The following is a 24,905-nucleotide window of genomic DNA, read 5'->3' as shown; positions in this document are numbered from 1 at the left end:
CTCCTCCATTTTTCTAAATGGAGAATGAGCTATTGCAAGAGGTTATTGATCGAATGAGGAAAAAACAAAAACCCAAAGACGAGGATAGTCTTTGGGTAGATTTCGAAAATACATTCTCACCTCAGCTAAACTCACTCATTCTCAGCTATTCTCATCTCAACTAAACTAATGTATTGCTTCATTTGGTTCATATCTTACATAAAAAACTTACTCATCTAGGCTCTAAAAAACTCTAACTATATCTTTCCTTGGTAGTACTATATGATAGAACATTCCTAATTGTCAACCTTTAGGATGGGGATAAATCTGGTCGTAATGATCGCGCTTGATACAGATAAATGTGGTTTACTTCTTTTTGGCTAGCTTTCGTATTCACTGTCATCATTACTCTAATGCAAGATGGCAAAGAATTAGGGACGGCAATTTCCTTTGTACACATGACAGGCACATAATCCCAACCGGCTAAATTTCGTAAAGCTTTCGCAGGGAAACAGGCCGTAATATCTGCTGTAACAGAGATTAAAACTTGGGCAACTTCCTCCGCAATAATATCATTTGCGCGAATCATAGTTAGTAAAAGTTCTTCGGTTTTCTTTATAATTTCTTGCTCTGTATTTTCATCAATCGTGGTCGCTCCTCTTACTCCTCTAATCACCTAATACCCCCTTTATTTATAGCCTCTGTTATACACCGCTGTTGATTTCCGCACGAGGCTTCGCTTTCCGCGGGGCGCTTGTGGAGCCTCCTCGGCTTTGCCTGCGGGGTCTCCACAAAACGCTACCTCCCGCAGGAGTCTTCGCCTCGTGCTCCAATCAACAACTAGGTACGTAAAAATCAACACTGTACTTTAACAGAGCCTACTTATAAAACAATTGTAATTTTTGCAGAACTACGTCATCTGGTATAAATTTTAAAGCAACTTTTCCAACAGAATGGATTAATACCATATGTATATGACCGTTTTGCGATTTTTTATCTATTTTCATCCATTTTAGAATTTCCTTTGGTTCGATATGTGAGGAAATACTTGTAGGGAAATTATAATTATGCCAAAGTTCACGTATTTCAGCGGAAAGTGAAAGCTCAGGAAATAGATCCTCACTCAGTTCAGTTGCAAACAACATACCTAAGGCTACACCGTCACCATGCGTGATTTCACCATACCCGTACGATGCTTCTAACGAATGTCCAAGTGTATGCCCGAAATTTAAAATAGCACGTAATCCTTGTTCCTTTTCATCGGTAGAAACGACAGCAGCTTTCGTCTTTATCCCCTTTTCAATGCAAAAGTGTAACTTTTCTTCAGTAAGGTCAGCAAGAGTCGGAATATTAGCTTTAATCCATTGGTAGAACTCAGCATCCCAAATGAGTGCATGTTTAACAACTTCAGCAAAGCCCGATCTTAGTTCCTTTTCCGGTAAACTAGCAAGGAAATTTATATCATAAATGACCGCTTCCGGCTGATAAAAGGAGCCAATCATATTTTTACCCAACGGATGGTTGATTGCTACCTTCCCGCCAACTGCACTATCATGAGCGAGTAAAGTTGTGGGCAGCTGGATAAACTTAATTCCTCGCATGTAGGTAGAAGCCACAAAGCCAGCAATATCCCCTACCACTCCACCACCTAATGCAATAATGACCGAATTTCTATCTAGCCCTTTTTCGAGTGCAAACGTTTGAAGCTCGTAATAATTTTGAAAGGACTTGGCACTCTCACCATTTTCTAAAATAAAGCTGTGGACCGCAGACTCCGGTCCAATGATAGCTTCCACATCAGACAAATAGTGCTGTGCCACACGGTCATCCGTCACTATTAAAATAGTAGTAGGCGCTTTTTTAAATGATTGTAATACTTCTGGAAGAACGTTAGTCGCTCCTTCGCCAATATAAACGGAGTAGGACTTGGAATCTGTTTTCACTACTACTTCTTTTATATTAAAATTCTGCGGCATGCTCTCGCATCCTTTGAACATTTTCTTTAATCAGATCCATGCGATCCTGTCCAAACTGTTCGATTAATGCTGCTGCAACTTCCCATGCCACTACTGCTTCTGCGACAACACTCGCTGCTGGAACCGCACAGCTATCAGAACGCTCAATACTTGCTTGGAAAGGTTCTTTTGTTTCTATGTCAACACTTTGGAGTGGCTTATACAAAGTTGGAATCGGCTTCATTACCCCTCTAATTACGATAGGCATCCCCGTAGTCATGCCACCTTCAAAGCCGCCTAAATTATTAGATAAGCGGAAATAACCACGCTCTTCACTCCAGGCAATTTCATCATGGACTTTACTTCCTGGCAGTCGAGCAGCTTCAAATCCAACGCCAAATTCCACACCTTTAAAGGCATTAATACTCATAATTGCCGCAGCGAGCTTCGCATCTAACTTACGATCGTAATGGACATAGCTTCCTACACCAGAAGGCATGCCCTCCACAATCACTTCTACTACGCCACCAATTGAGTCACCATTTTGTTTCGCGCTATCTATTGCATCCATCATCTCTTGTTCCACACTTTTATCAAAGCAACGAACTGGAGATGCCTCTGTCACATCTTTAAGCTCTTGCAAGTTAGAGATATTCGTTGGGTTTGCCTTTACGCCACCTATTTCCGTAACGTGCCCAGCAACTGTAATTCCAAGCTCGGAAAGAAATTTTCGAGCCACAGCCCCCGCAGCTACTCTTACCGTGGTTTCTCTAGCCGAGGACCTCTCAAGAACATTACGCATATCACGATGTCCATATTTAATCGCCCCATTAAGGTCAGCATGCCCCGGGCGTGGACGGGTAATTTTCCGCTTTACTTCTTCTTGGTCTTCTTCAGGAAGTGGTTCAATTCCCATAATCTTTGTCCAATGCTTCCAATCATTATTCTCCACCACTAAGCAAATCGGAGAACCTAATGTTTGTCCATGACGGACCCCACTTAAAATTTCCACTGTATCCTTCTCAATCTGCATTCTTCTACCGCGACCATGCCCCTTTTGTCGCCTCGCTAAATCGTCATTTATGTCCTCTGTAGTCAAAGGTAATCCAGCAGGAACCCCTTCAAGAATAGTGGTCAACTGTGGTCCGTGTGATTCGCCTGCAGTCAAATATCTCATAATCATCAGCATCTCCTTTATCCCTTTAAAGCTTTTAAGCATCTAAGTGTTAATGTTTTATGTAATACTATACCATAAGTTTAGCTCAGAGTGGTATAAAAAAAAAGCTTGGGTAGATAGTAAGCAAAATTAATATAAATTTCTTTTGCAAAGGTGATAGAAATATTGAAATCTTTATCGACGCCAAGCTAACCTACATTTTCGATAATGACACGATATTAATTGAATAAATACGCCAACGCCTGGAACAGTAACAACAGGGTATTCAAAAGCGGAACCTTATTTTCAAGGTACACCCATGTACTATAAAGAAAAAGGAGTGTTAAGTATTCCTCGTCCCCCCTGTAGATTGTAGTGCAAGGTGTGAGACTCCTGCGGGAATGCGTGTCGAAGGGAGACCCCGCAGGAGCGATAGCGACGAGGAGGCTCCCAAGAACCGCCCGCGGAAAGCGAACACCTGGCACGGAAATCTACAGGGCGTTCAATGGTGTTTCCTTTTTTTCAGAGTAGTCTTTTTATAAAAATCACTTCACTACGTAGAATTATTCGTCTGAACAACAAAAAAACCCACCTTCACAGTGGATTCCTCAAATCTTCTTATAAAAAAACGTATCTAACACTTCAAACCCGTATTTAGCAGGCTGAAAAATTTGTTCCGTACTGCCAACAAATAAAATGCCGCCCTTTTTTAAAGCATTACTAAATTTATGATACAACTGTACTTTCGCTTCCTCCGTAAAATAAATAAGCACATTGCGGCATACAATTAAATCGTGATTCGCTTCGAATGGATCAGCCAACAGGTTTTGCTTCTTAAAAGTAACTGTCTTCCGAACTTCATCTTTCACCTTATACATTCCTTCATCCTTTAGAAAATAGCGCTTCCTGATAGCCTCTGGAACCTCTTGTAGGGATCTCTCTGGATATGTAGCTAGCTTTGCTCTAGCTATCGCATTTTCATCAAGATCTGTCGCCGCTATCTTAATATTTGATAATGGAAGATAGCTCGATAATACCATTGCTAGCGTATAGGGCTCTTCCCCAGTAGAACAAGCAGCACTCCAAACTTTAATTTTATTTTCATTTTTCAGTAAAGTAGGGAGTAATGATTTCTCTAAGATTTCCCAACGTTTATAATTTCGATAAAACTCCGAAACATTTATTGTCATCCGATCTAAAAATTCGTGGAGTTCCTCTTTATTTTTATCTAGTATCTTAAAATAATCTTGAAAATTAGTTAGCCCTTTTTTTTCATAAAGCGAAGTTAGTCTTCTTTTCATTTGGGCTTCTTTGTATAAAGACAGGTCAATTCCTGTTTTTCGCTTCATATTTCCTACAAACTGTCCATAGTCATCTCTAATCATACTAGTCATCTACTTTCTCTCTAAATATCTATCTAAATTATATATTATTTAACTTGATAAGAGAGAATATATTTCCGTATGTCGCGTTTTTTATCGTTTCATATTCAATGGCTCCGTTTAAACACCGCCGTACTTTAATAGAGCCTATTCAATAAAAAAACACCTCTTATCATGTAATACACGATTAAGAGGTGTTTCATTTATGAAGCGTTTACAAAAATTAATAAATCCAGTTGTTTACATCTTTATTGTATTCTACTAATCCTTCACCTTTGAAGAAAAGACCAATTTCGCGTTCAGCACTTTCTGGTGAATCAGATCCGTGAATGATATTTTTCCCAACGATTACACCAAACTCACCGCGAATAGTACCAGGAGCAGCATCTTTAGGGTTGGTAGAACCCATCATTTGACGTGCAGTTGCAATAACGTTTTCCCCTTGCCATACCATAGCAAATACAGGTCCTGACGTGATGAAATCTACTAATTCCCCAAAGAAAGGACGTTCTTTATGCTCACCATAATGCTCTTCTGCTAATTCAGCAGGTATTTGCATTAATTTTGCTCCAACTAATTGGAAGCCCTTTTTTTCAAATCGAGAAACAATCTCCCCAATAAGGTTACGTTGTACACCATCTGGTTTTACCATTAAAAATGTTTTTTCCATAATAATTTCTCCACCCCATTAAAGATTATGTAAGGTTAGGAATTGTCCTAACCTACAAAAATATATCATGGTTTTTCCTGTTTCGCAACTCAAAAGATGGAGAATTATCTTAATATTTACGTTTTCCGATAAATTTTGCTACATTATTAAAAGTCCTTTTAGCAATTCCATTTGGTAGCTTTTCAAGTTCCTTAAAAGCTTTATTCAAATAACGATCACTAAGTTGGAATGAGCGCTCTATTGCATCGGAACCTTTTATTAGGGAAATAACTTCTTTTATTTCATCAGCTGTACTATTTTCATGGATCGCTCTTATCTTTTCATTCAAACTAGGATTCTCCATTGCATATAAAACAGGTAATGTAATGTTACCTTGCCACAGGTCACTACCAGCAGGTTTTCCTAATTGTTCTTCTGTGCCAGTGAAATCCAGTATATCATCTGTAATTTGAAAAGACATTCCCACATTATACCCAAACCTAAACAAGCTTTTATGGACAGATTCAGGTGCATTCGCTGAAACTGCTCCTAATTGACAACTTGCTGCAATAAGCAAAGCAGTTTTCCTCTTGATTCGTCTAAAGTAAATTCGTAAGTTTTGGTCGTAGTTGAACTTATCTCTGATTTGTTCAATCTCTCCCTTACTTAACTCAACAATCGTATTGGACAAGATTTGATGGGCTTTGATATTATCTACCATCGTCATTAATTCTAATGATCTGGCGAAAATATAATCACCTGTATACATGGCTATACGATTATCCCATTTAGCTTTAATAGTCGGTTGTCCACGTCTTAACTCTGCATCGTCAATAACATCATCATGTACAAGTGAAGCCATATGAATCAATTCCAGTGCAACGGCAACATATTTGATTTTATGAATATCATAATGACCAAATTTAGCTGCTAAAAGCACAAATACAGGTCTAATCCGTTTTCCGCCTGCTTGTAATAAATGTAGGGATGCTTCCTGTAATAAAGCACGCTCTGACTCAATCGTCGCTTCTAACTCTTTTTCTATTATTTGTAGGTCGGTATTCAAAAAGGAATACATCATCTTTAATTTCATGTAGGTCACCTTTACAAACTATTTTCTAGGTTTAATTCCTAAATGCATGGCAGCAACTCCACCTGTATAAGCCTTTACCTGTACTGGTTGGAAACCTACTTTTTCATACATCGCTTTTAATTCTTTCATACCCGGAAAATCCTTTGCAGATTCATGTAACCAGGCATATTCATTATAGCTTTTAGCAAAAACTTTACCTAACAATGGCATTACATACTGGAAATAGAGAAAGTACATTTGTCTGAAGCCTATTAAGGTTGGCTGTGAGGTTTCTAAACACACTACTTTTCCACCAGGCTTTACGACACGGTACATTTCTTTTAGGACTTGACAATAATCGGGGACATTTCGCAATCCAAATCCAATTGTCACATAGTCAAAGCTATTATCTTCAAATGGAAGGGCCATGGCATTACCATGAACTAATTCTATATTGTTTACCCTTAAGTTTTTCACTTTCTCTTTTCCGATAGACAGCATGTTTTCGCTAAAATCTAATCCAATAACTTTCCCGTTAGCTCCAACTGCTTCTGCCATGGAAATCGTCCAATCCCCAGTTCCACAGCATACATCCAATGAAGTAGCCCCTTTTTGGACGTTCATTCTTTTCATCGTGTCCTTCCGCCAAGCAACATGTCTTTGAAAGCTTATGACGGAATTCATTTTGTCATAGTTCTTATAAATTTTTTCGAAAACTCCATGCACTCTTTCCTCTTTTGATGGATGCTGCATTGTTTACCCTTCTTCCACAAACTTTTTTGATGAAAATGGAATCTCATAATATAATTCTTGGATTCGAGATTTTAATAAGTGATTCATGTTTGGAATGGATCCTACTATTTGATCGATAGTTTTTCTCACATGTTCAATATAGCGATCTATAAGATACAACATATATGTTTCTTGATCCTTTGAAGGATCCATCTTTTCGGTTTGACTCTTGGAAAAAGCAATTCTTTTCATGGTGTCAAAGAAAAAGGTGGATTTATCAAGAGCATACTTATTCCGCTCCATGATTAAGCGTTTTAATAATAAAAAGTTTACACTTAGTTCTTTAAATACAGAATCTGAAAAATACTGAGAGACGGATTGTATTAAGGATGACTCTATTTTCCCAAGACTATCCATTAATGTTTCCATTCCATCAAACTCTTTTTGATAATAAGCAATTTTGTGTTCATTAATTTGTTTTATTGAATGAGCAAGTGTCTTAATCATCGTTATATCATTACTTTTCGCTAATAATTGGTAATGAAGGCCGCTATAATAATCTCCTGCAAGCACTGTCAACTGACGATTCTTCGCATTATCTTTTTTCATTTGATCTATCCTGGTGTTGGTTACCAAATCATGGGTATCAAGGGCGATTTGCACGAGCATGGTAGATAAAATATATTGCTCTTTTTTCTCATCAGCCAAAGGGATGGATTCCAAAGCCGAATAAAGGAGTAAAAGCTTATCCTCATCAATCACCGGATATTTTATATGTTTAACTAAGTATGGATGTGTTATTAAGTTATGTAGTTGCTCTTTTATCGTTGATATATGTATTTGAATATGACTCACTAAAGACCACCCTTGTTCCCTTTTCTAACTTTTATTAAAGGTTATTTTCGTATAAAACTCTATAATTTATCTTTTAGTCACGAAATAAAAGGATTGTCTTGCTCTATTCCTCGTATTTTCGGAATTGATTGAAAGGTAAGCTCGGTAATAGTTCAATCTGATTTCTCCTTACGTAACAAAAAAACAACAAGATTTACGAAAAATGCCTTATTAGAAAGAATAAACTTTTGAAGAAAAGCCCTTTTTACTCTCTTTAAATAAACAAAGCTAATTATAGCACATTAGTAAGACATATTGGCGAAAATAAGCTATCTTTCTTTAGTTTAACCTGTTTTAAGTAGACAAATCGTATTTAAGAATTTTGGGATAGAAAAGATATAAGAAAAGCAGAGAAAATTTAATTCTTCTGCTCTCGTTTTGAAGTTTACATAGTGTCTAGCTCGAACAGCTAATCATTGTATCATTAGCTGCTATCAGCCAGTGGACAAAAAAGCAACATAGACTAGAATCATCTCTCAGTTTGGGTTGCTTTTCCTTTTTTATTCAGTATCCATTTCACCATGAGAAGATTGAATAAGGGCTTTCCCTCTAATTTTAATCGCAGACGTGTGTTCCGTAAATTGCGCAATCATTATTTCACCCTTATCTAGCTTCTCAGAGTGATGAAAACGCGTATCTGTTCCACGAGTTAAGCCAATTACACTAACGCCATCTTCTTTCGCCTTGATTACTATAAAATCATTTGGATGTGTTTGACTCATGACAATCCTCCTAATTAACTAATTCGGTTAGCCTTTAATAAAGGATAACACTTCTGCTCTAGCTGCCGGGTCTTTTTCTAGTACTCCACGCACCGCAGATGTAATTGTTAAGGCACCTGGCTTTTTCACACCACGCATTGTCATACACATATGCTCTGCTTCTACTACAACCATTACACCGTGCGGATCTAGTGACTCTACAATAGAATCAGCAATGGTGGAAGTAATTCTTTCTTGAAGCTGTGGACGCTTTGCAACCGCTTCTACGGCCCTTGCAAGTTTACTTAATCCTGTTACTTTTCCACCTCTTGGGATGTATGCAACATGTGCTTTCCCAAAGAAAGGAACGAGATGATGTTCACACATAGAGAAGAAAGAAATATCTTTAACAAGAACTAATTCTTCGTGCGCTTCACCAAATACTGTTTTGAAATGCTCTTTCGGATCTTCATTCAGGCCTGAAAATACTTCAGTATACATTTTTGCAACACGTTTAGGTGTATCTAATAAGCCCTCACGATTAGGGTCTTCACCAATTGCTTCCAATATTAAACGAACTGCTTGTTCAATTTGTGCTGTATTTACTTGTGTCATTTCTATTTTCCTCCTACATCACATACAAATAGCTATAATGTGATTCTAGCATAAGTTTTTTTATAAATGCAAAAAGAAAGAGACGTTCTAGATTTTGTTGGAAAACGCTCACACTCGTTTGTTGCTCGTTATTACTCAAAAGCTTTATCTCAATTATGATATTTCTACTCTTCTTAAGAGCTGTTTGTTAGAGTGATAAACGCTTTCATTCCTTCTAGAATACGTATAACAATACATGTCAACAAACTAAAAGAGGCGCAAAAACATGCGCCTCTTAATGATGACAATCATTTGACTATGTAGCTGTTAATTATTTAACAGCGTCTTTAAGTGCTTTACCAGGTTTGAAAGCCGGTACTTTACTAGCAGCGATTTCGATCTCTTCCCCAGTTTGAGGGTTACGACCTTTACGCGCAGCGCGCTCACGTACTTCAAAGTTACCAAAACCGATTAATTGTACTTTGTCACCGTTTTTTAGTGCTTCTAAAATTGTATCGAAAACAGCATCAACTGCTTTCGTAGCGTCTTTCTTAGAAAGTTCACTTGCTTCAGCAACTGCATTGATTAAATCTGTCTTGTTCATGCCATTCACCTCCTCCCAAAGGGAGTTTATCACTATAATAGACCAAAAAGAAGATTTGGTCTAGTAAAAGCCTAGTACTAACATTTCTTCACAGATTTCAGTTATTCTATACATCATAGAGCTGCAAATCTTGTAACAAGGCTTATATTACCGCATAAATCACTAGATTTCAACAAATTTCTCTTAAAAATGTGGTTATACAGGAATTTTCCACCATTTCAGTGAAGATTTTCTGTTAGTAGATTAACATAAGGAATACCTGCTAATCAAGTGGTTTGCAGCAAAGTAGCAATTACTTGATTGGCTTTAGTAATGGAAACTCGCGGCTAAGCGTAATGGCTACCCTGAAAATACGATGGCCTCTTTGAACACCCTGTAGATTTCCGTGCCAGGTGTTCGCTTTCCGCGGGGCGCTTGTGGAGCCTCCTCGGCTTTGCCTGCGGGGTCTCCACAAAACGCTACTTCCCGCAGGAGTCTCACACCTTCCACTTCAATCTACAGGGGAGACGGGGAAACTTAACATTCGCCTTTTTCATCAACCATGGTGCGATTTTTCTTTACATTGCATGGGTGTCTACCTTTAAAATAGGAAACCTCTTTGAATCCCCTGTTAATCTTGGATTTGATTTAAGCTTATTTAGCTTGCTTTGTTCTCCAACACATGGTGTTAATACTAACGATGTGCTTTGACATGGCTAAACAAAAAAACAGCCTCCCGTTTGTGTATAATACCACACTCGGGAAACTGACAAACCTTTTTAACGGGATTTTTACAAAATTATAGCGATTAAGCCTCCAGAACCTTCGTTTATGATTCTTTCTAAGGTTTCCTTTAGTTTATATCGTGCATTCTCAGGCATTAAGGAAATCTTTGCATGAATCCCTTCTCGGACGATTGAGCTTAACGAGCGTCCGAAAATATCCGAGTTCCAAATGGAAAGTGGATCATCTTCAAAATCCTGCATAAGGTAACGAACTAACTCTTCACTTTGCTTCTCCGTTCCAATGATTGGGGCAAATTCAGATTCTACATCCACCTTAATCATATGGATAGAAGGAGCAACCGCTTTAAGTCTTACACCAAACCTCGAACCTTGACGTATGATTTCAGGCTCTTCTAAGCTCATATCGCTTAAGGCTGGGGAGGCAATACCATAGCCAGTTTGTTTCACCATTTTTAATGCATCTGATACTTGATCGTACTCCGCTTTCGCATAAGCAAAGTCTTGCATTAATTGAAGTAGGTGATCTTTCCCACGAATTTCAACACCTACTACTTCTTTTAAAATGTGATCATACAGATCATCTGGAGCGTAAAGATCAATTTCCGCAATCCCTTGCCCCATTTCTATGCCTGCTAGCCCCGCTCGATCAATGAACTCATATTCGCTAAATTGACCTACTACTCTATCTACATCACGGAGACGTTTAATATCCTTTACTGTGTCCTTTACTGCCTCTTGATAGCTTTCACGTAACCAATGGTTTTCTTTAAGAACCATTACCCAGCTTGGAAGGTTAACATTTACTTCTAAGACTGGAAATTCAAATAATGCTTCACGTAATACATTATAAACATCTGACTCTCTCATACTTTCAACGCTCATTGCGATAACCGGAATGTCATACTTTTCACAGAGTTCTCTTTTTAATGCTTCCGTCTCAGGGTGATGGGGTTGCACCGTGTTGATAACCATAATAAATGGTTTGCCCACTTCTTTTAGTTCTTCTACTACTCGTTCCTCTGCTTCGATATAATCTCTGCGTGGAATTTCACCAATAGAACCATCTGTTGCAATGACAACTCCGATAGTAGAATGTTCTTGAATAACTTTTCTTGTACCAATTTCAGCTGCTTCATGAAACGGAATTGGTTCCTCAAACCAAGGTGTATTAATCATTCTTGGCCCATTCTCATCCTCATAGCCCTTTGCACCAGGTACCGTATAACCAACGCAGTCAACAAGACGAATATTAACATCAAGGCCTTCATCTACTCTAACCTTTACCGCCTGGTTAGGTACAAATTTAGGCTCAGTTGTCATGATGGTTTTTCCAGCTGCACTTTGGGGAAGCTCATCTTGTGCTCTCGCTTTATCCGCTTCATTTCCGATGTTCGGCAGAACCACTAACTCCATGAATCGTTTAATGAATGTTGATTTCCCTGTACGAACAGCACCAACTACTCCTAAATAGATATCGCCGCCTGTACGTTCAGCAATATCTTTGAAAATATCTACTTTTTCCAAGTGATTCCCTCCCGACATTTATCTTGGGATATTCATTTTCTAGTAAGAATATAATCTATGACACTATATGTGTATGATGTTGTCCTAATTAAATATGACTACTTTTTAGAAAATAAATCCCTCGTTTACATTTTATTTTTAAAAGAATTTGATAGCTTTATTAGCAATGGGACGTTAGTAATGGTGCAACAAAAAACCCTTCTTTAGAATGTATTCTCTAAAGAAGGGTTCATGACTAATTATTATCCAATTTTGTTATTATCGGCTCATTATTTTCATCTAGCGTATAAGGGGAGGAAAATGCAGGAACAAAAACTGAATTCTCTACAAGAATATCGCGGATATCCTCGCCTTCTTTAAACTTATGTTCATGCTTTTGAAGAAATTCATAAAGATCGGCAGAATAGTCTACTTGTAACTCTGCCTTATCATTTAAAATAAGTGGCAGATTTTTATCAGAATATGGACTTTCCACATATGGCTCTTCTGAATACCCTAGCTTTTCCCAATCCACTCTAAATGCATGAGCGTTGATTACTTCCTTCACAGGAGCAAATCCATTCGAACTCTTATAGACGGAAATACGCATATTTAAATCACGAATTTGTTCGGCTATTCTCAGGTCAATCAGTTTCACAGTTGGGTTTTCTTCCACATCCACAAGGACATACAAATAAACACCGCCACTTTCATAAGCAGTTCCCGGTGGATCCTGAAGATACCTTGGTGATAGCTTATTAAAATCTATCGGATACTTCTGATAGATTGGTGTTTCCATATCTCTATCCTTAATTGGAAGTAGCCCTCCGTTTGCTTCTTGAAATTGATTTACAGAGGATTGAACTGCTTCAAGCTGATCTAAATAAGGCACTTGATTATGCTGTAAACGATCTTGTGGATATAAACAACCTGTAAGTAAAGCAATCATAGCTGCCATTCCTACTAGGAAGAGGAACCTATTTAATTGCATAAATTTTTCCTTCCTTTTCACTTTTTTCTCTATTTCGGTTATTCCGGTACTGGTCCACTAAACACAACATAAAAGATGATAAGTCCAGCAATGACAATTAAAAGAAAAGCAATCGTATTAAAAATTCCTCGAATTACATTATTTTTAACTTTAAATCTAGTGAAATAAACGGTTAGTACCGATATGAACATAAAGCCCATCGCTACAAAAGAAATCCACATTTTCATTAATGCAGGTGACATTCTCATCTCTCCTTTTCCGTCAAACATTATAGCATAATATAAGCATGAAAAAAACTCCACTATGTACAGGGTTGCTATTGAGTGAGGTAGTGGTCACAAAACAGACAAATATTGTTGGGAGTTAGCGAGGAATTGCGGAAACTTAAGGGTTGTCCATTTTGAAATCAATAATTATCGAAGTGATGTCTTCGATAAAATTTCTCGTAGCTTTCTTTTGAATACACGTTAATTCAAACACCTGTAAAGTTCTACTCATCCATAAAAAAAAGCTGAAGCAAATGGGGCCATTTTACCTCAGCGTGAAAAAAAAGACTAAATAATCCAATCCCACAGCTCAAACAGTGATATCCTCATTCACATCATATGCGGCAAAATGCATACATGCATCGCCAAATGCCTATTTATCGCAAATAAAGCATGTAAAAATTATGGATGTTGTTAAGTTAATATAAGCACCCTCCCATATATTCTTCCTTACTACAGTATGCTGAATTATTTTTTGGGTGTTTGTATTAATTTTTGATTAAGGAATTTTGTATCTAAAAAAACACCCCTCTTCCTTAAGAAGAGAAGCGTTCTCCTAACAATTGAGCAAGATCATCAAGCTCTGTTGTCTTATTGCGACTCATTAACTCATCTACTGCATCTTCAGGGTTTACTCCATCAAATAACACGTGATAAAGTGCAGAGGTTAATGGCATTTTAACTTGTAGTTTTTGAGATAGCTGGTAAGCGGCTTTCGTCGTACGGACACCTTCTACCACCATTCCCATGTTTTCAAGGACTTCCTCTAGTTTCATCCCTTTACCTAACATATTGCCCGCTCTCCAATTTCGGCTGTGGACGCTTGTACAAGTAACAATTAGATCACCCATACCCGTTAACCCTAAGAATGTTAGTGGATTAGCACCTAAGCAGCTGCCCAGTCTAGCGATTTCTGCTAGACCTCTGGTGATGAGTGCTGCCTTCGCATTATCCCCATACCCAAGTCCATCCGTTATTCCTGCAGCAAGAGCAATGATATTCTTAAGGGCGCCACCGATCTCCACGCCTACGACATCATTATTCGTATATACTCGGAAGTGCTGATTAATAAATAAATCTTGCACTTTTTCTGCTGGCTCTAGATCGGTGGACGCAGCTGTCACAGTAGTAGGTTGTCTTAAGCTTACTTCTTCTGCATGACTTGGACCTGAAAGGACGACGACCGCTTCACGGACTGATGTCGGCAGCTCATCCTCAATAACTTCTGACACACGTAAATGTGTATCAGGTTCAATCCCCTTACTTACATGGACAAAAAGATGTGGTCGATCAAGATATTGTTTTACTTCTTGACAGACTTCTCTCATCGCTTTTGTCGGAACCGCTAATATGATGGCATCTACCTTATCAACCGCAGCTTCCATAGATTGGTAACCAACAATTGAGTTCGATAAAGTTATGTTCTTTAAGTATTTATTGTTTGTATGGTTAGTATTAATTTCATCTATTTGTTCTTTTTTATGTCCCCAAAGGCGTACCTCATGATTATTATCTGCTAATACCATTGCAAGTGCTGTACCCCAGCTTCCTGCACCGAGAACTGCTACCTTTTTCACTAACTCACTCCCTCTCCATTACTTACGTGGACGTGCGATAAGCTTAATAGGTGTTCCTTCGAATCCAAATGCATCACGTATACGATTTTCTAAGAATCTCTTGTAAGAGAAATGCATTAATTCTGGATCATTTACAAAAATAACAAAAGTCGGTGGTTTGATTGCCACTTGAGTTGCATAATAAATCTTTAATCGTTGCCCTTTATCCGTAGGTGTTGGATTCATCGCAACCGCATCCATAATGACATCATTTAAGACAGTCGTAACGACACGCATAGCATGATTTTCACTTGCAAGGTCAATTTTTGGAATTAGCGTATGAACACGTTTTTTAGTTTTTGCAGATAAGAAAACAATCGGTGCATAATCTAAAAATAAGAAGTGATCTCTTATTTTTTGCTCGAATTCTTTCATAGTTTTATCATCTTTATCTACTACATCCCATTTATTTACCACAATAACGATGGCACGACCCGCTTCATGAGCATATCCAGCAATTTTCTTATCTTGCTCGATTATACCTTCTTCTCCATTAATAACGACTAAAACAACATCGGAACGTTCAATCGCTCTTAACGCACGTAATACACTATATTTTTCCGTAGTTTCATACACTTTCCCTTTTTTACGCATTCCTGCAGTATCAATAATGACATATTCTTTTCCGTCATATTTATAAGGTGTATCGATAGCATCGCGTGTTGTACCTGCGATATCACTTACGATAACACGGTCTTCTCCTAGCAAAGCGTTTACAAGAGATGACTTTCCGACATTTGGTCGACCAATTAGCGAGAATTTGATCGTGTCTTCATCATATTCTTCTTCTTGCTTTGAAGGAAAGTTTGCAATAACAAGATCTAATAAATCCCCTAGTCCTAAACCATGTGAACCTGAAATAGGAATCGGTTCTCCAAACCCTAGTGCATAGAAATCATACAATGTATCTCTCATATCAGGGTTATCTATTTTATTTACAGCAACTACTACTGGCTTTTTAGAGCGGTACAAAATCTTGGCAACTTCTTCATCTGCAGTTGTTAATCCCTCACGACCATTTGTCATGAAAACAATAACATCAGCCTCATCAATTGCTATTTCAGCTTGCTCACGAATTTGCGTCATAAATGGTGCATCACTAATCTCAATACCACCAGTGTCAATTAAATTAAAGTATTGATTTAACCATTCACCAGAGCTATAGATACGATCTCGCGTTACTCCTGGAACATCTTCTACAATGGAAATTCTTTCTCCTACAATACGATTAAATATGGTCGATTTCCCGACATTTGGTCTACCGACTATCGCAACGGTTGGTTTTGGCATCATGACCATCCTCCCAATTTTCTAAATGTATATGTAAAAATTCTCTATCAAGATGACAAAGAAACTCTACTTACCGATTTTTTCGTTATTTCTCTTAGTCTTTACCTAATTAAAAAAAATGATAATACAATTGCTGATAATAAAAGAAACCCTCCTCAAAACGGAAGGGTATAACTAGAATAGTTTAACATTATTGAACACAATAAGGAAGTCTGACTTTTCACACCGGGCCATTATTTCGTGCTAATGTTTTACTATCACAAATAAATCTTCACCTAAACCGTGCGCTATTCCATCAAGAATTGCTTCTAAATTCGCCGCAACAAACTCCATTTCTTCTTTTGTTTCACAAGTAAAAATAGGAGCTCCTCCTGCTATTTTAGATTTATTTGTCGTGATAACAGCAAGAATATATTTTTTAAATTCCATGCTATTTCACCTTCTCTTTCAAGTTTTTCGTAGGCATTCTAATAGCATTCTCTAAGGTCGGAACTTGTTCTAATATCGCTAAAGCAATCTCTAAATCAGGCTCTTGCGGAAGAACAAAAATGCCGACTCTGCCATCATTTAAGTCTCTTTTTGCTAAGGGTACTAAAGCGGGCGTTCCAGAATCACGATAAACTCCAAGTGCGGTGGACATATCATGAAGAATCGCCTGACGTTGCCCAAGGTTTGCAATAGTAGTACGAGCATTGAAGTTTTTCGGAGTGAGGATAAATCCCATTCCATATTGCAATACTTCCTTTTGTCTTTCTGGTAAACCGATATTCATGATATAAATATTATCGACATAAAGACCTGCATCCACAAAATGAGGCTTTACATAATGAACATCTACAATATCCTTAATTTGCCCACCAGTCATAAGACGATGAGATAGTAGCATGGCAGCAATACCAACAACAAGTCCGACCCATAGATTCGCAACAAGATAGGCAAAGGTTGCTAAAAACGAAGTTATCATTACTAAATAATTGCGTCCTTCAAACGCGATTGCTATGCCTTCAATATAGGTACTCCCTCTTGGCACTAATTCATAACCATCTAATTCAGTAAGCGTATTTCTCTCCATATTTCTAACATCTCGAAATTGTGATGCAGCAAGCGCCAAAAAAGTAATGGCAGCAAATTCTTCCTCCATAATCGCTGGTACTGCTATAGTACCTAAACCAGCAGCAATAAAAGCAAGGGAAAGGTGAATAATCTTGCCATGAAGATATGTAGGATATTGCCGATAATCTGTTTTTAACATGTATATTCTTGTTGAAAGACCCACAATAACCCCAAACAATATCGGGTATGTATATTCATTCATCCTTGTTTCTCCTTTACACGCTTTTGTATGATGGAATCTAAGTAAACAGTAATTGATTCAAATACAACCCACATAGACAAACCTGCAAACGACATTGCAAATACATCTAGAAACTCAAACGATCCAATGACGGAATACTGGAACACATTATTTAGCACAAATATGGCAAGTAATTCCCCTAGAATCAATCCCGCAAGAAGAAACGCATATCGATTTTCACTTGATTTAAACAGCAATAATGCCAAATAAAGAAGGATAAACGACAACATCCACGTTCTGTTAAAGATAATCCAAATAGGATCAAAGATTTCAAATAACTTAAAGCAAACATAAGCAAGAGCGATGGTGCAAATAGAAAAATAGTGTAGCAGATATTGCTTTTTTAATATTTTCACAAGAAGGATAACTGCTGTACTGGCTAACACAATATAAGACACACTCACTTGAAAATCTACTATTGAAATATAGGAATTAGAGCCAGCTATCACCAACAATAAACATATAGACAACAGGAAGCGTTGTGTACTCTTTGCAAAGAAAAACATTACAACAATCCAACTTACCCAACTCAAAAAGTAAAAATATAATCCCTCTATAACCACTTACCTTCTCCTCCCTCTCTCCCATTTCATTATGTCTAAAAACAGAAAAAGTTAGTCATGAAATCCCGTATCTTTTTTCAAAACATACAGATAATAGAAAGGAAATGTATTATATAGAGGTGATGAAAATGGGAAAAGATAGACAAGAAAGAAAATTAAAAGCACTAAAACGAACAGATTCAGATCGAGATCAGTCCTTAAAGTATTCTGGTGCGACTAGTCTCGAAGGTCCAGAGGAAGCAAGAAAAAGGCAAAAATAGTATGAAATTCGGGGCTGGCTGGTTCAGCTCCAATTTGCGATTCTTCATTAGATGATTTCCATAGAATCTTCTATATGTTAGACAAACACTCTAATTATCCAAGCATAAAAGACAGAAACCTTCTTTAAGCGCAAATAAAAGCAGCGTCATCCAAAACGAATGGATGACGCTGCTTTTTCATTATTTATTAATGGAGCGATTACTATAATAAGTAGTATCAACTCCACGTTGTGTTAACCAGTGAAAGGTGTCTCCACTTAGTACAAGCGGTACATTCTGCAGATCTGGTAACGTCTTAACCCCAAGAGCTGTCATGATCCACTTAAGCTCTTCGTGAACATTCACTATGAGCTGAGATAAAGCTTCATGCCCTTCATCCAGATATACACGGAGAAAGTAGCCTGCTATTCCGACAGCAGATGAGCCTAGCGCAAGTGCTTTTGCAATATCCAGCGCTCCTTGTACTCCACCTGACCCGATAACAGATGCTTCAGGGACAAAGAATTTCACTTCACTAATGGAAGCGGCCGTTGTAATGCCCCATCGATCAAAAAAGCCTAATCGCTGGTCGCGACGTTCATTCTCTATTTTAGAAAAATTTGTTCCACCGTATCCACCAACATCTATGATGGTAACTCCTGCATCAACAAGCTTTCGTGCTGTTTCTTTGCTAATCCCAAAACCTGTTTCTTTCACGATGAGTGGAAGAGAAATAGAGGATGCTATTTTTTCGATTCTTGAAAGAGCCCCTTTAAAATCACGGTCTCCTTCTGGCATTACTAATTCCTGAATGACATTCAAGTGAAGTTGTATCGCATCTGCTTGTAGCATATCTACCGCTAGCTTAGCTTGATCGACTGTTGCTTCACTTCCTAAATTAGCAAAAATCAAACCTTTTGGATTTTCTTTACGAACAATTTCATACGTGTAACGTTCGTCTTGATTTTTTATTGCTGACATTTGAGAACCAACCGCTAAAGCAATATTACAGTCTCTAGCTACCGCCGCTAACCCTTTGTTAATTTCAAAGGTCTGTTCTCCACCGCCGCCTGTCATCGCATTGATGAAAATAGGCGAACTTAATTCAAGTTCGCCTATTTTCGTATTTAGTTCAACATCTGAAACATTAGTGTTTGGCAAGCTTTGATGAACAAACGTAACATCCTCAAACCCATGTTGTTTTAACTGACCTGTTGATAAAGCATGTTTGATATGATCCATTTTTCTTTTCGCTCTGCTCACCGTATATCACCTATAGGATTGTTATTTTTTAAGTTTTTTCAACTTATCTCCAATCATTTCACCTAGCTGGAATCCACTAGTTTCGTCTGATTGATTGTATACACTATAGTCTTCTTCTTGTTCTGGCTCTTCTAACTCACGAATACTTAACGATATTCGTTGTTCTTCCACATTAATATCTAACACTTTCACCTGAACTTTTTCCCCTTCAGAAAGAACTTCATGAGGAGTTCCGATGTGTTTATTAGAGATTTGTGAAATATGAACCAACCCTTCTACTCCTGGAAGGACCTCAACGAAGGCACCAAATGAAACAAGACGTTTCACTACACCTTCTGTTATACTTCCGGATGAAAGTTTATCCGCTACCTGGCTCCATGGCCCTGGTAATGTTTCTTTAATGGAAAGTGAAATTCTTTCATTATCTCGGTCAACGGATAGTACTTTAACATTTACCTTTTGGCCTTCTGTTACTACCTCTGAAGGCTTCGCAACATGTTCATAGGATAGTTGAGAGATGTGGACAAGCCCATCTACTCCTCCAATATCAACAAATGCACCAAAATCAGTTATACGTTGTACAGTACCTTCTAAAACTTGACCCGCTTCAACTTTATCAAGCAATTGATGCTTTTTATTTTTGAGTTCTTCCTCTACCACAGCTCGATGAGAGAGGATCACACGATTTTTCACTTTTTCTAGTTCAACTACCTTAAATGTCAAGGTTTTTCCTTTATAGTCAGAGAAATCATCTACAAAATAATTTTCCACTAAAGAAGCTGGAACAAACCCACGAACTCCAAGATCAACGACTAAGCCGCCTTTTACCACATCTTTGATTTCAGCTTCAAATACTTCTTTGGATTCAAACTTCTTTTGTAAGTCTTCCCAAGCTTGATCTGCATCTACCGCTTTTTTAGATAAAACCAATAATTCCTCTTCTACTTTTGTTACTTTGAGTTCAAGCTCTTGTCCTTCTGACACTACATCTGTAGCTTTCTCAACATGAAGACTAGAAAGTTCACTTATTGGAATGATTCCATCTAACTTACTTCCTTCTATAGAGACTAGAACCTGCTTTTCTTCCACCTTCGTAACAATTCCAGTCACTTTTGATCCAACCTCTAAATTTTTCACTTCTACTTGATTCATGTCTTCTACCATATTATTACCTCCTCCATACAAACCAACTATTCCATTATTTATGTAAGTAACGGTGGCCGTTACGTATATATGAAAGAATTTTTAGACAATATAAGTCCAAAAAAACATCATATGTACTTAAAAAATGAAGCATTTTTTCGTGTAATAATTACATTAATAAAGTTTTAAGCGTAAATCTTGTTGTTTCGATATCTAGTAAACCACAAACGAAATACAATAATTTATGCGAAAAAACATTGATTAACAGACAGATCAAACCTTTGAAATAAAAGGAAGCGGTTCTTCATGTAACTAAGATAGTTAGAATATTATTTAAACTTCAAATAAAGTAATAATTCTGCTTCCTTCTATTAACTTCTAATAAATAGGACATTTTGTCAAGTTAAAACTCTTAAACTATTTATTTTTTTCTATAAGTTCTTTGATTGAATTCATAATAACCATGGTGGCTTCTTCTGCTGAAATTTTTTCCTTTCGAAGCTCTTCAAAATTTACTGGTTTTCCATACACAACCTTCAATGCCTTAAATGGTTTATAAGGACCGATTATCGCACAAGGTACGATAATAGCTTCTGTTCTTAGGGCAAAAAAACCAGCTCCTGCAAGCCCCTTTTGTAATTCACCAGTTTTACTTCTTGTTCCCTCAGGAAAGAGTCCTAAAACATTTCCTTCTTTTAGAATCTTAATGGCATTTCTTAGTGCTTCTCTATCACTCATGCCTCTCTTAACTGGAAAGGCATGAATTCTAGGTAAAATGGTCTTTAAAATCGGCACCTTGAAAATTTCTTCCTTGGCCATAAAATGTACAGTTCTAGGTGAAGTTATCCCAACTACAGGAGGGTCTAGGTTATCAATATGGTTAGAACATAGCAATACTGGACCTTCTTTTGGGATATTTTCTTTTCCTATTACTTTTATTCTATATACTGGCTTTAAAACAACACTCACAATAAATTTTGCAAATGAGTATAAGTTCATGTGCGATTTGTCCTTTCCATGTCTTTCACTAAATCCATTATTTTATCAACAACTTGCTCGATAGTTAAAGAAGTTGTATCAATTTCTTTCGCATCTTCTGCCTTGGTTAACGGAGCAATTTCTCTTTCTGAATCTAATTTATCTCTACGTGCAATTTCTGTTTTTAATTTTGCTAAATCAGAATCAAACCCTTTGGATAAGTTCTCTGCATGTCTTCTTTTAGCGCGCTCGTCTACTGAAGCTAACAAAAAGACCTTTACTTCAGCGTCAGGTAATACATGCGTTCCAATATCACGCCCATCCATGACTACTCCGCCTCTACTCGCAAGAATGCGTTGGCGTCCGACCATTTCTTCTCGTACCGTTTTATGTTTCGCTACGATTGAAACAGAATTTGTCACGTTATGCGTTCTGATTTGATCTGTTACATTTTCATTATTAATGAAAACATGTTGCTCTTGATTAGTAGACGCTCGTAAATCTATGTCCATGTTACTTACTAATGTTTGTAGGGCTAGCTCATCTTCAAGGTTGATATCATGTCGAATTGCTTCAAATGTTACTGCTCGGTACATGGCGCCGGTATCGATATATATGTATCCTAAATTGTCTGCTACTATTTTCGCTACGGTGCTTTTTCCCGCTGCTGCTGGTCCATCAATTGCTACTGATAATGGTTGATTCATAATTCCTCCTGCTTGAACTACCGGAAAAATGCCTTTTGTAACCTGATTATAGGCACTAAAGTGAGTTTGCCTCACTCAGCTTTCCTTTGTTCACATCTATCCATAATATTTTTTCGTTTTAACAATGAAAAAAGCAGGTTTCCCCTGCAATTTTCAGTCGTATATTCACTTAATTTTATCATATTTATCTTTTTTGGTCGAATGTTTCTATATGCTCTAGAATCTTCATTCCATCTACACCTTCATAGTGCACGACTTTTGTTAGAAAGGGAGCAACTTCTGTATAGAGGATTAATGCCTGAGCAATAAACAAACAGCATAATTGGATAACAAGTAATTTTATTATGATGCCTTCAAATCTCTTCAATCGCTTCACTCCACCATTCATTCACTTTATTGTTATTATGAATAAAAATAGTGGAAAATATTCTCATTATTGTGTTTTTCTTAATAATAATTGTTGTTCGAAGCAATATTTAATAATAATTTGTTTTTCGTTTTCTGTAATAAAATCGAATTGAAGTGATGCTCGCTTAGAACCATTTTGTTGATCCACTACTCTAATAACCTTGCTTTTCAACTTTAAGTAATGGATATCTCCATTATTTAAATGAAAAACTAAATTAGTTACAATCGTTTTTAATTCTGGTATCTCCATATTTGGTTGTAAATAAATTGAACAACCACCAGCACTTATGTCGTGCGTTACAGTCGTGAAGGGCTTGAAATCTACTGAAATGGGATGAACTGCGACATCCACATTACTATCGACTCTCAAATATTCCCTTCTCTGTATTTTGAACAAATTAGAATGTCCAGGATAGGAAAGCTGAATCATTGGGATGATCTGCTTTATTCTTCCTATCACTTCACTTTCAAAGCTATAAGCTTGTCCGTCTTCTGTCACGAAGGTAACATTCAGCTCTGTGCCGTTTAGAATATATGTAGTTTTCCCGTTATTCATTTGCACTGGATAATCAACGTAAATCTCTTTCTCGTTCATTTCCTGTACCTTACATCGGTATTTATTCACACCTTCATCATTATGTATTTGAAGGGTTAAAACCACACCTGTTTTTAACAAAGAATTGCCCCCTCACATGCCTACCTATTTCTCCTTCTCTTCTCTATCTTCTTATTAATAATTAAACCATGTAAATAAAGAAAGGAAAAGCCGAAATTTAGCTTTTCCTTCCTTTTCTTCCATTATAAATCAAACAACTCTTCAGCGTTTTTCAATTTTTCAACTTTTTCTTCACGACCATTCGTTGCATTGATAAATATTTGGTATGTGTCATCATTTATCGTTCCAAGGAATTCATAACACAATACTTCTTCACCGACATCGTTATTCATAACAGCAAGACGATCTTCCATAATCATCACTTTTTCATTAATTCTGTCTTTTGCCTCACCCAACGATATTTTTGGCTTTGGAATTTCACGACTTTGATGAGCCATTAAGTAATCCCTTGCTGAAAAACCAACAATTTCCCCAGTATCAAGGCTTACTTTCATTCTTATAGCATCTGGATATATTCTAACCCCATCAATGTTTGAAACAAAGGTAAATACTCCAATCTTATTGTATTCTACACTTTCATAAAGATCCAAGCTTTCGAATTTGTTTTGTTTAAGGAAGTTCCTCGCCTTGTCGGTTGCTTCATTTAAACTAATATTTTTTTGCTTTGCTTCTTTATTTTGTACGAGATATATAGGGGTACCGCCTTTTTTGGCAATATCCATATACGTATCAACTTGGTTTTTATCCACTATTTTCAAGCTGTAAAAACCTACTTTTGCCCCTTTTCCATTTTCCGTTATCGTAATTTCTTCATTACCTTCTAATTCTAAGTATCGATCAGCAATTTTCTTTGCTTCTTCTTTCGTAATCGCTTTACCTTTTAGCTTACTATAGTCTCCGTCTTTTTTGTTCATCGAGGTAAAGGTAGGGCCAAAATCGGCTTCGTCATACCCTTCCACGTTTTTCTCGACTGTTTTAAAACCATCAATTATAGTGTTATCTTGTGGTTGATCCTTTGCAGAAAGTGCTAATTCTACATCCATCCAGCGTAAATTATTTTTCATCACCATGCTTTGAACTTTTCGAAGCTCTTGCTGTATTTCACCTGATTTTTTGTATAAATTTTGCAAGGAAGAATACTCTTCGTCAGATAAAGGATTTGTATCTAAATCCCGAATCGCGACTTGGTACGTAAAATCGCCTATATTCGTTAAAAAGGTTTCTGTTTTGTTAAATGGTAGTAAGGTTAAAGGTAATTGTCCCACATCATTTTGTGCTTCAGAAGTTATTCTCCAAACCTCTGCAAATGAAGGAGATAACTGTTCTCTTGAACTCATAGCTAAAGTTGTACCAATTTTATCTTGCAGAAGATCAACATGGTATACAAGGTCATGGAACGCACGTTGATAATTGTTTTCCGCATTTATGAGGACTGCGTTTTTTTCTTGATGCTCTTGATAACCCCAATACCCTGTTCCTGCTACAGCAATTGCTAAAACAGTGATAATGACAAGTCTCAACATAA

General features: G+C 37.2%; 27 protein-coding genes. 1 reads left to right on the top strand and 26 read right to left on the bottom strand.

What is annotated here, in order from left to right; translation table 11 throughout:
- Window positions 1-289: 289 nt before the first annotated feature.
- The 19 genes from aroH to BK580_RS09905 all read right to left on the bottom strand — a co-directional run bounded on the left by aroH (window position 290) and on the right by BK580_RS09905 (window position 18,026).
- Entirely contained in the window at window positions 290-655 is a 366-nt protein-coding gene (gene aroH / locus BK580_RS09995; protein ID WP_078380179.1) for a chorismate mutase, read from the bottom strand.
- A gap of 202 nt (window positions 656-857) precedes the next feature.
- Entirely contained in the window at window positions 858-1,937 is a 1,080-nt protein-coding gene (gene aroB, locus BK580_RS09990; RefSeq protein WP_078382723.1) for a 3-dehydroquinate synthase, read from the bottom strand.
- Window position 1,938: 1 nt separating this feature from the next.
- On the bottom strand, window positions 1,939-3,111 hold the full coding sequence (aroC, locus tag BK580_RS09985) for a chorismate synthase (protein WP_078382724.1): 1,173 nt from the start codon (window positions 3,109-3,111) through the stop codon (window positions 1,939-1,941).
- 587 nt (window positions 3,112-3,698) lie between these two features.
- Window positions 3,699-4,484, bottom strand: coding sequence for a CheR family methyltransferase (locus BK580_RS09980; protein WP_078380178.1), 786 nt, complete (start codon window positions 4,482-4,484; stop codon window positions 3,699-3,701).
- Window positions 4,485-4,695: 211 nt separating this feature from the next.
- Window positions 4,696-5,142 carry a nucleoside-diphosphate kinase gene (ndk, locus tag BK580_RS09975; protein ID WP_078380177.1) on the bottom strand — a complete coding sequence of 149 codons (447 nt, stop codon included), beginning with the start codon at window positions 5,140-5,142 and terminating at the stop codon, window positions 4,696-4,698.
- Between the two features lie 109 nt (window positions 5,143-5,251).
- The gene (gene hepT / locus BK580_RS09970; RefSeq protein ID WP_078380176.1) at window positions 5,252-6,214 is read right to left on the bottom strand and encodes a heptaprenyl diphosphate synthase component II; all 963 of its coding nucleotides are present in this window, start codon (window positions 6,212-6,214) and stop codon (window positions 5,252-5,254) included.
- An 18-nt stretch (window positions 6,215-6,232) separates the two neighbouring features.
- On the bottom strand, window positions 6,233-6,946 hold the full coding sequence (locus tag BK580_RS09965) for a demethylmenaquinone methyltransferase (RefSeq protein WP_078380175.1): 714 nt from the start codon (window positions 6,944-6,946) through the stop codon (window positions 6,233-6,235).
- 3 nt (window positions 6,947-6,949) lie between these two features.
- Window positions 6,950-7,780 carry a heptaprenyl diphosphate synthase component 1 gene (locus tag BK580_RS09960; protein WP_078380174.1) on the bottom strand — a complete coding sequence of 277 codons (831 nt, stop codon included), beginning with the start codon at window positions 7,778-7,780 and terminating at the stop codon, window positions 6,950-6,952.
- A gap of 539 nt (window positions 7,781-8,319) precedes the next feature.
- Window positions 8,320-8,541, bottom strand: a complete 222-nt coding sequence (gene mtrB / locus BK580_RS09955; RefSeq protein ID WP_078380173.1) for a trp RNA-binding attenuation protein MtrB — start codon at window positions 8,539-8,541, stop codon at window positions 8,320-8,322.
- Window positions 8,542-8,568: 27 nt separating this feature from the next.
- Complete coding sequence (gene folE / locus BK580_RS09950; RefSeq protein ID WP_078380172.1) at window positions 8,569-9,135, bottom strand: GTP cyclohydrolase I FolE; 567 nt, start codon at window positions 9,133-9,135, stop codon at window positions 8,569-8,571.
- Between the two features lie 310 nt (window positions 9,136-9,445).
- Window positions 9,446-9,718, bottom strand: coding sequence for an HU family DNA-binding protein (locus tag BK580_RS09945; RefSeq protein ID WP_078380171.1), 273 nt, complete (start codon window positions 9,716-9,718; stop codon window positions 9,446-9,448).
- Window positions 9,719-10,488: 770 nt separating this feature from the next.
- Entirely contained in the window at window positions 10,489-11,967 is a 1,479-nt protein-coding gene (gene spoIVA, locus BK580_RS09940; protein WP_078380170.1) for a stage IV sporulation protein A, read from the bottom strand.
- 235 nt (window positions 11,968-12,202) lie between these two features.
- Window positions 12,203-12,937 (bottom strand): hypothetical protein, encoded by a 735-nt coding sequence (locus BK580_RS09935; protein ID WP_078380169.1) that lies wholly within the window; start codon window positions 12,935-12,937, stop codon window positions 12,203-12,205.
- A 38-nt stretch (window positions 12,938-12,975) separates the two neighbouring features.
- On the bottom strand, window positions 12,976-13,179 hold the full coding sequence (locus BK580_RS09930) for a DUF2768 domain-containing protein (RefSeq protein WP_078380168.1): 204 nt from the start codon (window positions 13,177-13,179) through the stop codon (window positions 12,976-12,978).
- 560 nt (window positions 13,180-13,739) lie between these two features.
- Window positions 13,740-14,780: an NAD(P)H-dependent glycerol-3-phosphate dehydrogenase gene (locus tag BK580_RS09925; RefSeq protein ID WP_078380167.1), complete on the bottom strand. Its 1,041-nt coding sequence runs from the start codon at window positions 14,778-14,780 to the stop codon at window positions 13,740-13,742.
- Window positions 14,781-14,798: 18 nt separating this feature from the next.
- Window positions 14,799-16,109: a ribosome biogenesis GTPase Der gene (gene der, locus BK580_RS09920; RefSeq protein WP_078380166.1), complete on the bottom strand. Its 1,311-nt coding sequence runs from the start codon at window positions 16,107-16,109 to the stop codon at window positions 14,799-14,801.
- A gap of 243 nt (window positions 16,110-16,352) precedes the next feature.
- The gene (locus tag BK580_RS09915; RefSeq protein ID WP_078380165.1) at window positions 16,353-16,538 is read right to left on the bottom strand and encodes a capping complex subunit for YIEGIA; all 186 of its coding nucleotides are present in this window, start codon (window positions 16,536-16,538) and stop codon (window positions 16,353-16,355) included.
- A gap of 1 nt (window position 16,539) precedes the next feature.
- Complete coding sequence (locus tag BK580_RS09910) at window positions 16,540-17,424, bottom strand: YIEGIA family protein (protein ID WP_078380164.1); 885 nt, start codon at window positions 17,422-17,424, stop codon at window positions 16,540-16,542.
- Window positions 17,421-18,026, bottom strand: a complete 606-nt coding sequence (locus tag BK580_RS09905) for a YphA family membrane protein (RefSeq protein ID WP_078380163.1) — start codon at window positions 18,024-18,026, stop codon at window positions 17,421-17,423. The genes BK580_RS09910 and BK580_RS09905 overlap by 4 nt, the downstream gene beginning before the upstream one ends.
- A gap of 128 nt (window positions 18,027-18,154) precedes the next feature.
- Between BK580_RS09905 and BK580_RS09900 the strand changes: the two genes are divergently transcribed.
- Window positions 18,155-18,286, top strand: coding sequence for a YpzI family protein (locus tag BK580_RS09900; RefSeq protein ID WP_078380162.1), 132 nt, complete (start codon window positions 18,155-18,157; stop codon window positions 18,284-18,286).
- Between the two features lie 180 nt (window positions 18,287-18,466).
- On the opposite strand, the gene fni is transcribed toward BK580_RS09900, so the two are convergent.
- The 7 genes from fni to ypeB all read right to left on the bottom strand — a co-directional run bounded on the left by fni (window position 18,467) and on the right by ypeB (window position 24,903).
- On the bottom strand, window positions 18,467-19,528 hold the full coding sequence (gene fni, locus BK580_RS09895; protein ID WP_078380161.1) for a type 2 isopentenyl-diphosphate Delta-isomerase: 1,062 nt from the start codon (window positions 19,526-19,528) through the stop codon (window positions 18,467-18,469).
- A gap of 21 nt (window positions 19,529-19,549) precedes the next feature.
- Window positions 19,550-20,692: a 30S ribosomal protein S1 gene (gene rpsA, locus BK580_RS09890; protein WP_078380160.1), complete on the bottom strand. Its 1,143-nt coding sequence runs from the start codon at window positions 20,690-20,692 to the stop codon at window positions 19,550-19,552.
- Window positions 20,693-21,088: 396 nt separating this feature from the next.
- Window positions 21,089-21,670, bottom strand: coding sequence for a lysophospholipid acyltransferase family protein (locus tag BK580_RS09885; protein ID WP_078380159.1), 582 nt, complete (start codon window positions 21,668-21,670; stop codon window positions 21,089-21,091).
- Window positions 21,667-22,356: a (d)CMP kinase gene (gene cmk, locus BK580_RS09880; protein WP_078380158.1), complete on the bottom strand. Its 690-nt coding sequence runs from the start codon at window positions 22,354-22,356 to the stop codon at window positions 21,667-21,669. Before cmk ends, BK580_RS09885 begins: the two co-directional genes overlap by 4 nt.
- 184 nt (window positions 22,357-22,540) lie before the next feature.
- On the bottom strand, window positions 22,541-22,732 hold the full coding sequence (locus tag BK580_RS09875; RefSeq protein ID WP_235864116.1) for a YpfB family protein: 192 nt from the start codon (window positions 22,730-22,732) through the stop codon (window positions 22,541-22,543).
- 57 nt (window positions 22,733-22,789) lie between these two features.
- On the bottom strand, window positions 22,790-23,440 hold the full coding sequence (locus BK580_RS09870) for a flagellar brake protein (protein WP_078380156.1): 651 nt from the start codon (window positions 23,438-23,440) through the stop codon (window positions 22,790-22,792).
- Between the two features lie 122 nt (window positions 23,441-23,562).
- A complete protein-coding gene (ypeB, locus tag BK580_RS09865; protein ID WP_078380155.1) occupies window positions 23,563-24,903 on the bottom strand; it encodes a germination protein YpeB in 1,341 nt (446 codons plus the stop codon).
- Window positions 24,904-24,905: the final 2 nt, after the last annotated feature.

Origin of the sequence: Sutcliffiella halmapala (genome assembly GCF_002019665.1) — a bacterium.
In the GTDB taxonomy this organism is placed as follows: Bacteria; Bacillota; Bacilli; order Bacillales; family Bacillaceae_I; genus Sutcliffiella_A; species Sutcliffiella_A halmapala.
The sequence above is the reverse complement of the archived record's forward strand: the minus strand, read 5'-3'. Positions and strand labels throughout refer to the sequence as shown.

Coding starts and splice junctions, on each gene's coding strand:
- aroC (WP_078382724.1), bottom strand. CDS start 3,111: ATGAGATATTTGACTGCAGGCGAATCACACGGACCACAGTTGACCACT.
- BK580_RS09980 (WP_078380178.1), bottom strand. CDS start 4,484: ATGACTAGTATGATTAGAGATGACTATGGACAGTTTGTAGGAAATATG.
- ndk (WP_078380177.1), bottom strand. CDS start 5,142: ATGGAAAAAACATTTTTAATGGTAAAACCAGATGGTGTACAACGTAAC.
- hepT (WP_078380176.1), bottom strand. CDS start 6,214: ATGAAATTAAAGATGATGTATTCCTTTTTGAATACCGACCTACAAATA.
- BK580_RS09965 (WP_078380175.1), bottom strand. CDS start 6,946: ATGCAGCATCCATCAAAAGAGGAAAGAGTGCATGGAGTTTTCGAAAAA.
- mtrB (WP_078380173.1), bottom strand. CDS start 8,541: ATGAGTCAAACACATCCAAATGATTTTATAGTAATCAAGGCGAAAGAA.
- folE (WP_078380172.1), bottom strand. CDS start 9,135: ATGACACAAGTAAATACAGCACAAATTGAACAAGCAGTTCGTTTAATA.
- BK580_RS09945 (WP_078380171.1), bottom strand. CDS start 9,718: ATGAACAAGACAGATTTAATCAATGCAGTTGCTGAAGCAAGTGAACTT.
- BK580_RS09935 (WP_078380169.1), bottom strand. CDS start 12,937: ATGCAATTAAATAGGTTCCTCTTCCTAGTAGGAATGGCAGCTATGATT.
- BK580_RS09930 (WP_078380168.1), bottom strand. CDS start 13,179: ATGTCACCTGCATTAATGAAAATGTGGATTTCTTTTGTAGCGATGGGC.
- der (WP_078380166.1), bottom strand. CDS start 16,109: ATGCCAAAACCAACCGTTGCGATAGTCGGTAGACCAAATGTCGGGAAA.
- BK580_RS09915 (WP_078380165.1), bottom strand. CDS start 16,538: ATGGAATTTAAAAAATATATTCTTGCTGTTATCACGACAAATAAATCT.
- BK580_RS09910 (WP_078380164.1), bottom strand. CDS start 17,424: ATGAATGAATATACATACCCGATATTGTTTGGGGTTATTGTGGGTCTT.
- BK580_RS09900 (WP_078380162.1), top strand. CDS start 18,155: ATGGGAAAAGATAGACAAGAAAGAAAATTAAAAGCACTAAAACGAACA.
- rpsA (WP_078380160.1), bottom strand. CDS start 20,692: ATGGTAGAAGACATGAATCAAGTAGAAGTGAAAAATTTAGAGGTTGGA.
- BK580_RS09885 (WP_078380159.1), bottom strand. CDS start 21,670: ATGAACTTATACTCATTTGCAAAATTTATTGTGAGTGTTGTTTTAAAG.
- cmk (WP_078380158.1), bottom strand. CDS start 22,356: ATGAATCAACCATTATCAGTAGCAATTGATGGACCAGCAGCAGCGGGA.
- ypeB (WP_078380155.1), bottom strand. CDS start 24,903: ATGTTGAGACTTGTCATTATCACTGTTTTAGCAATTGCTGTAGCAGGA.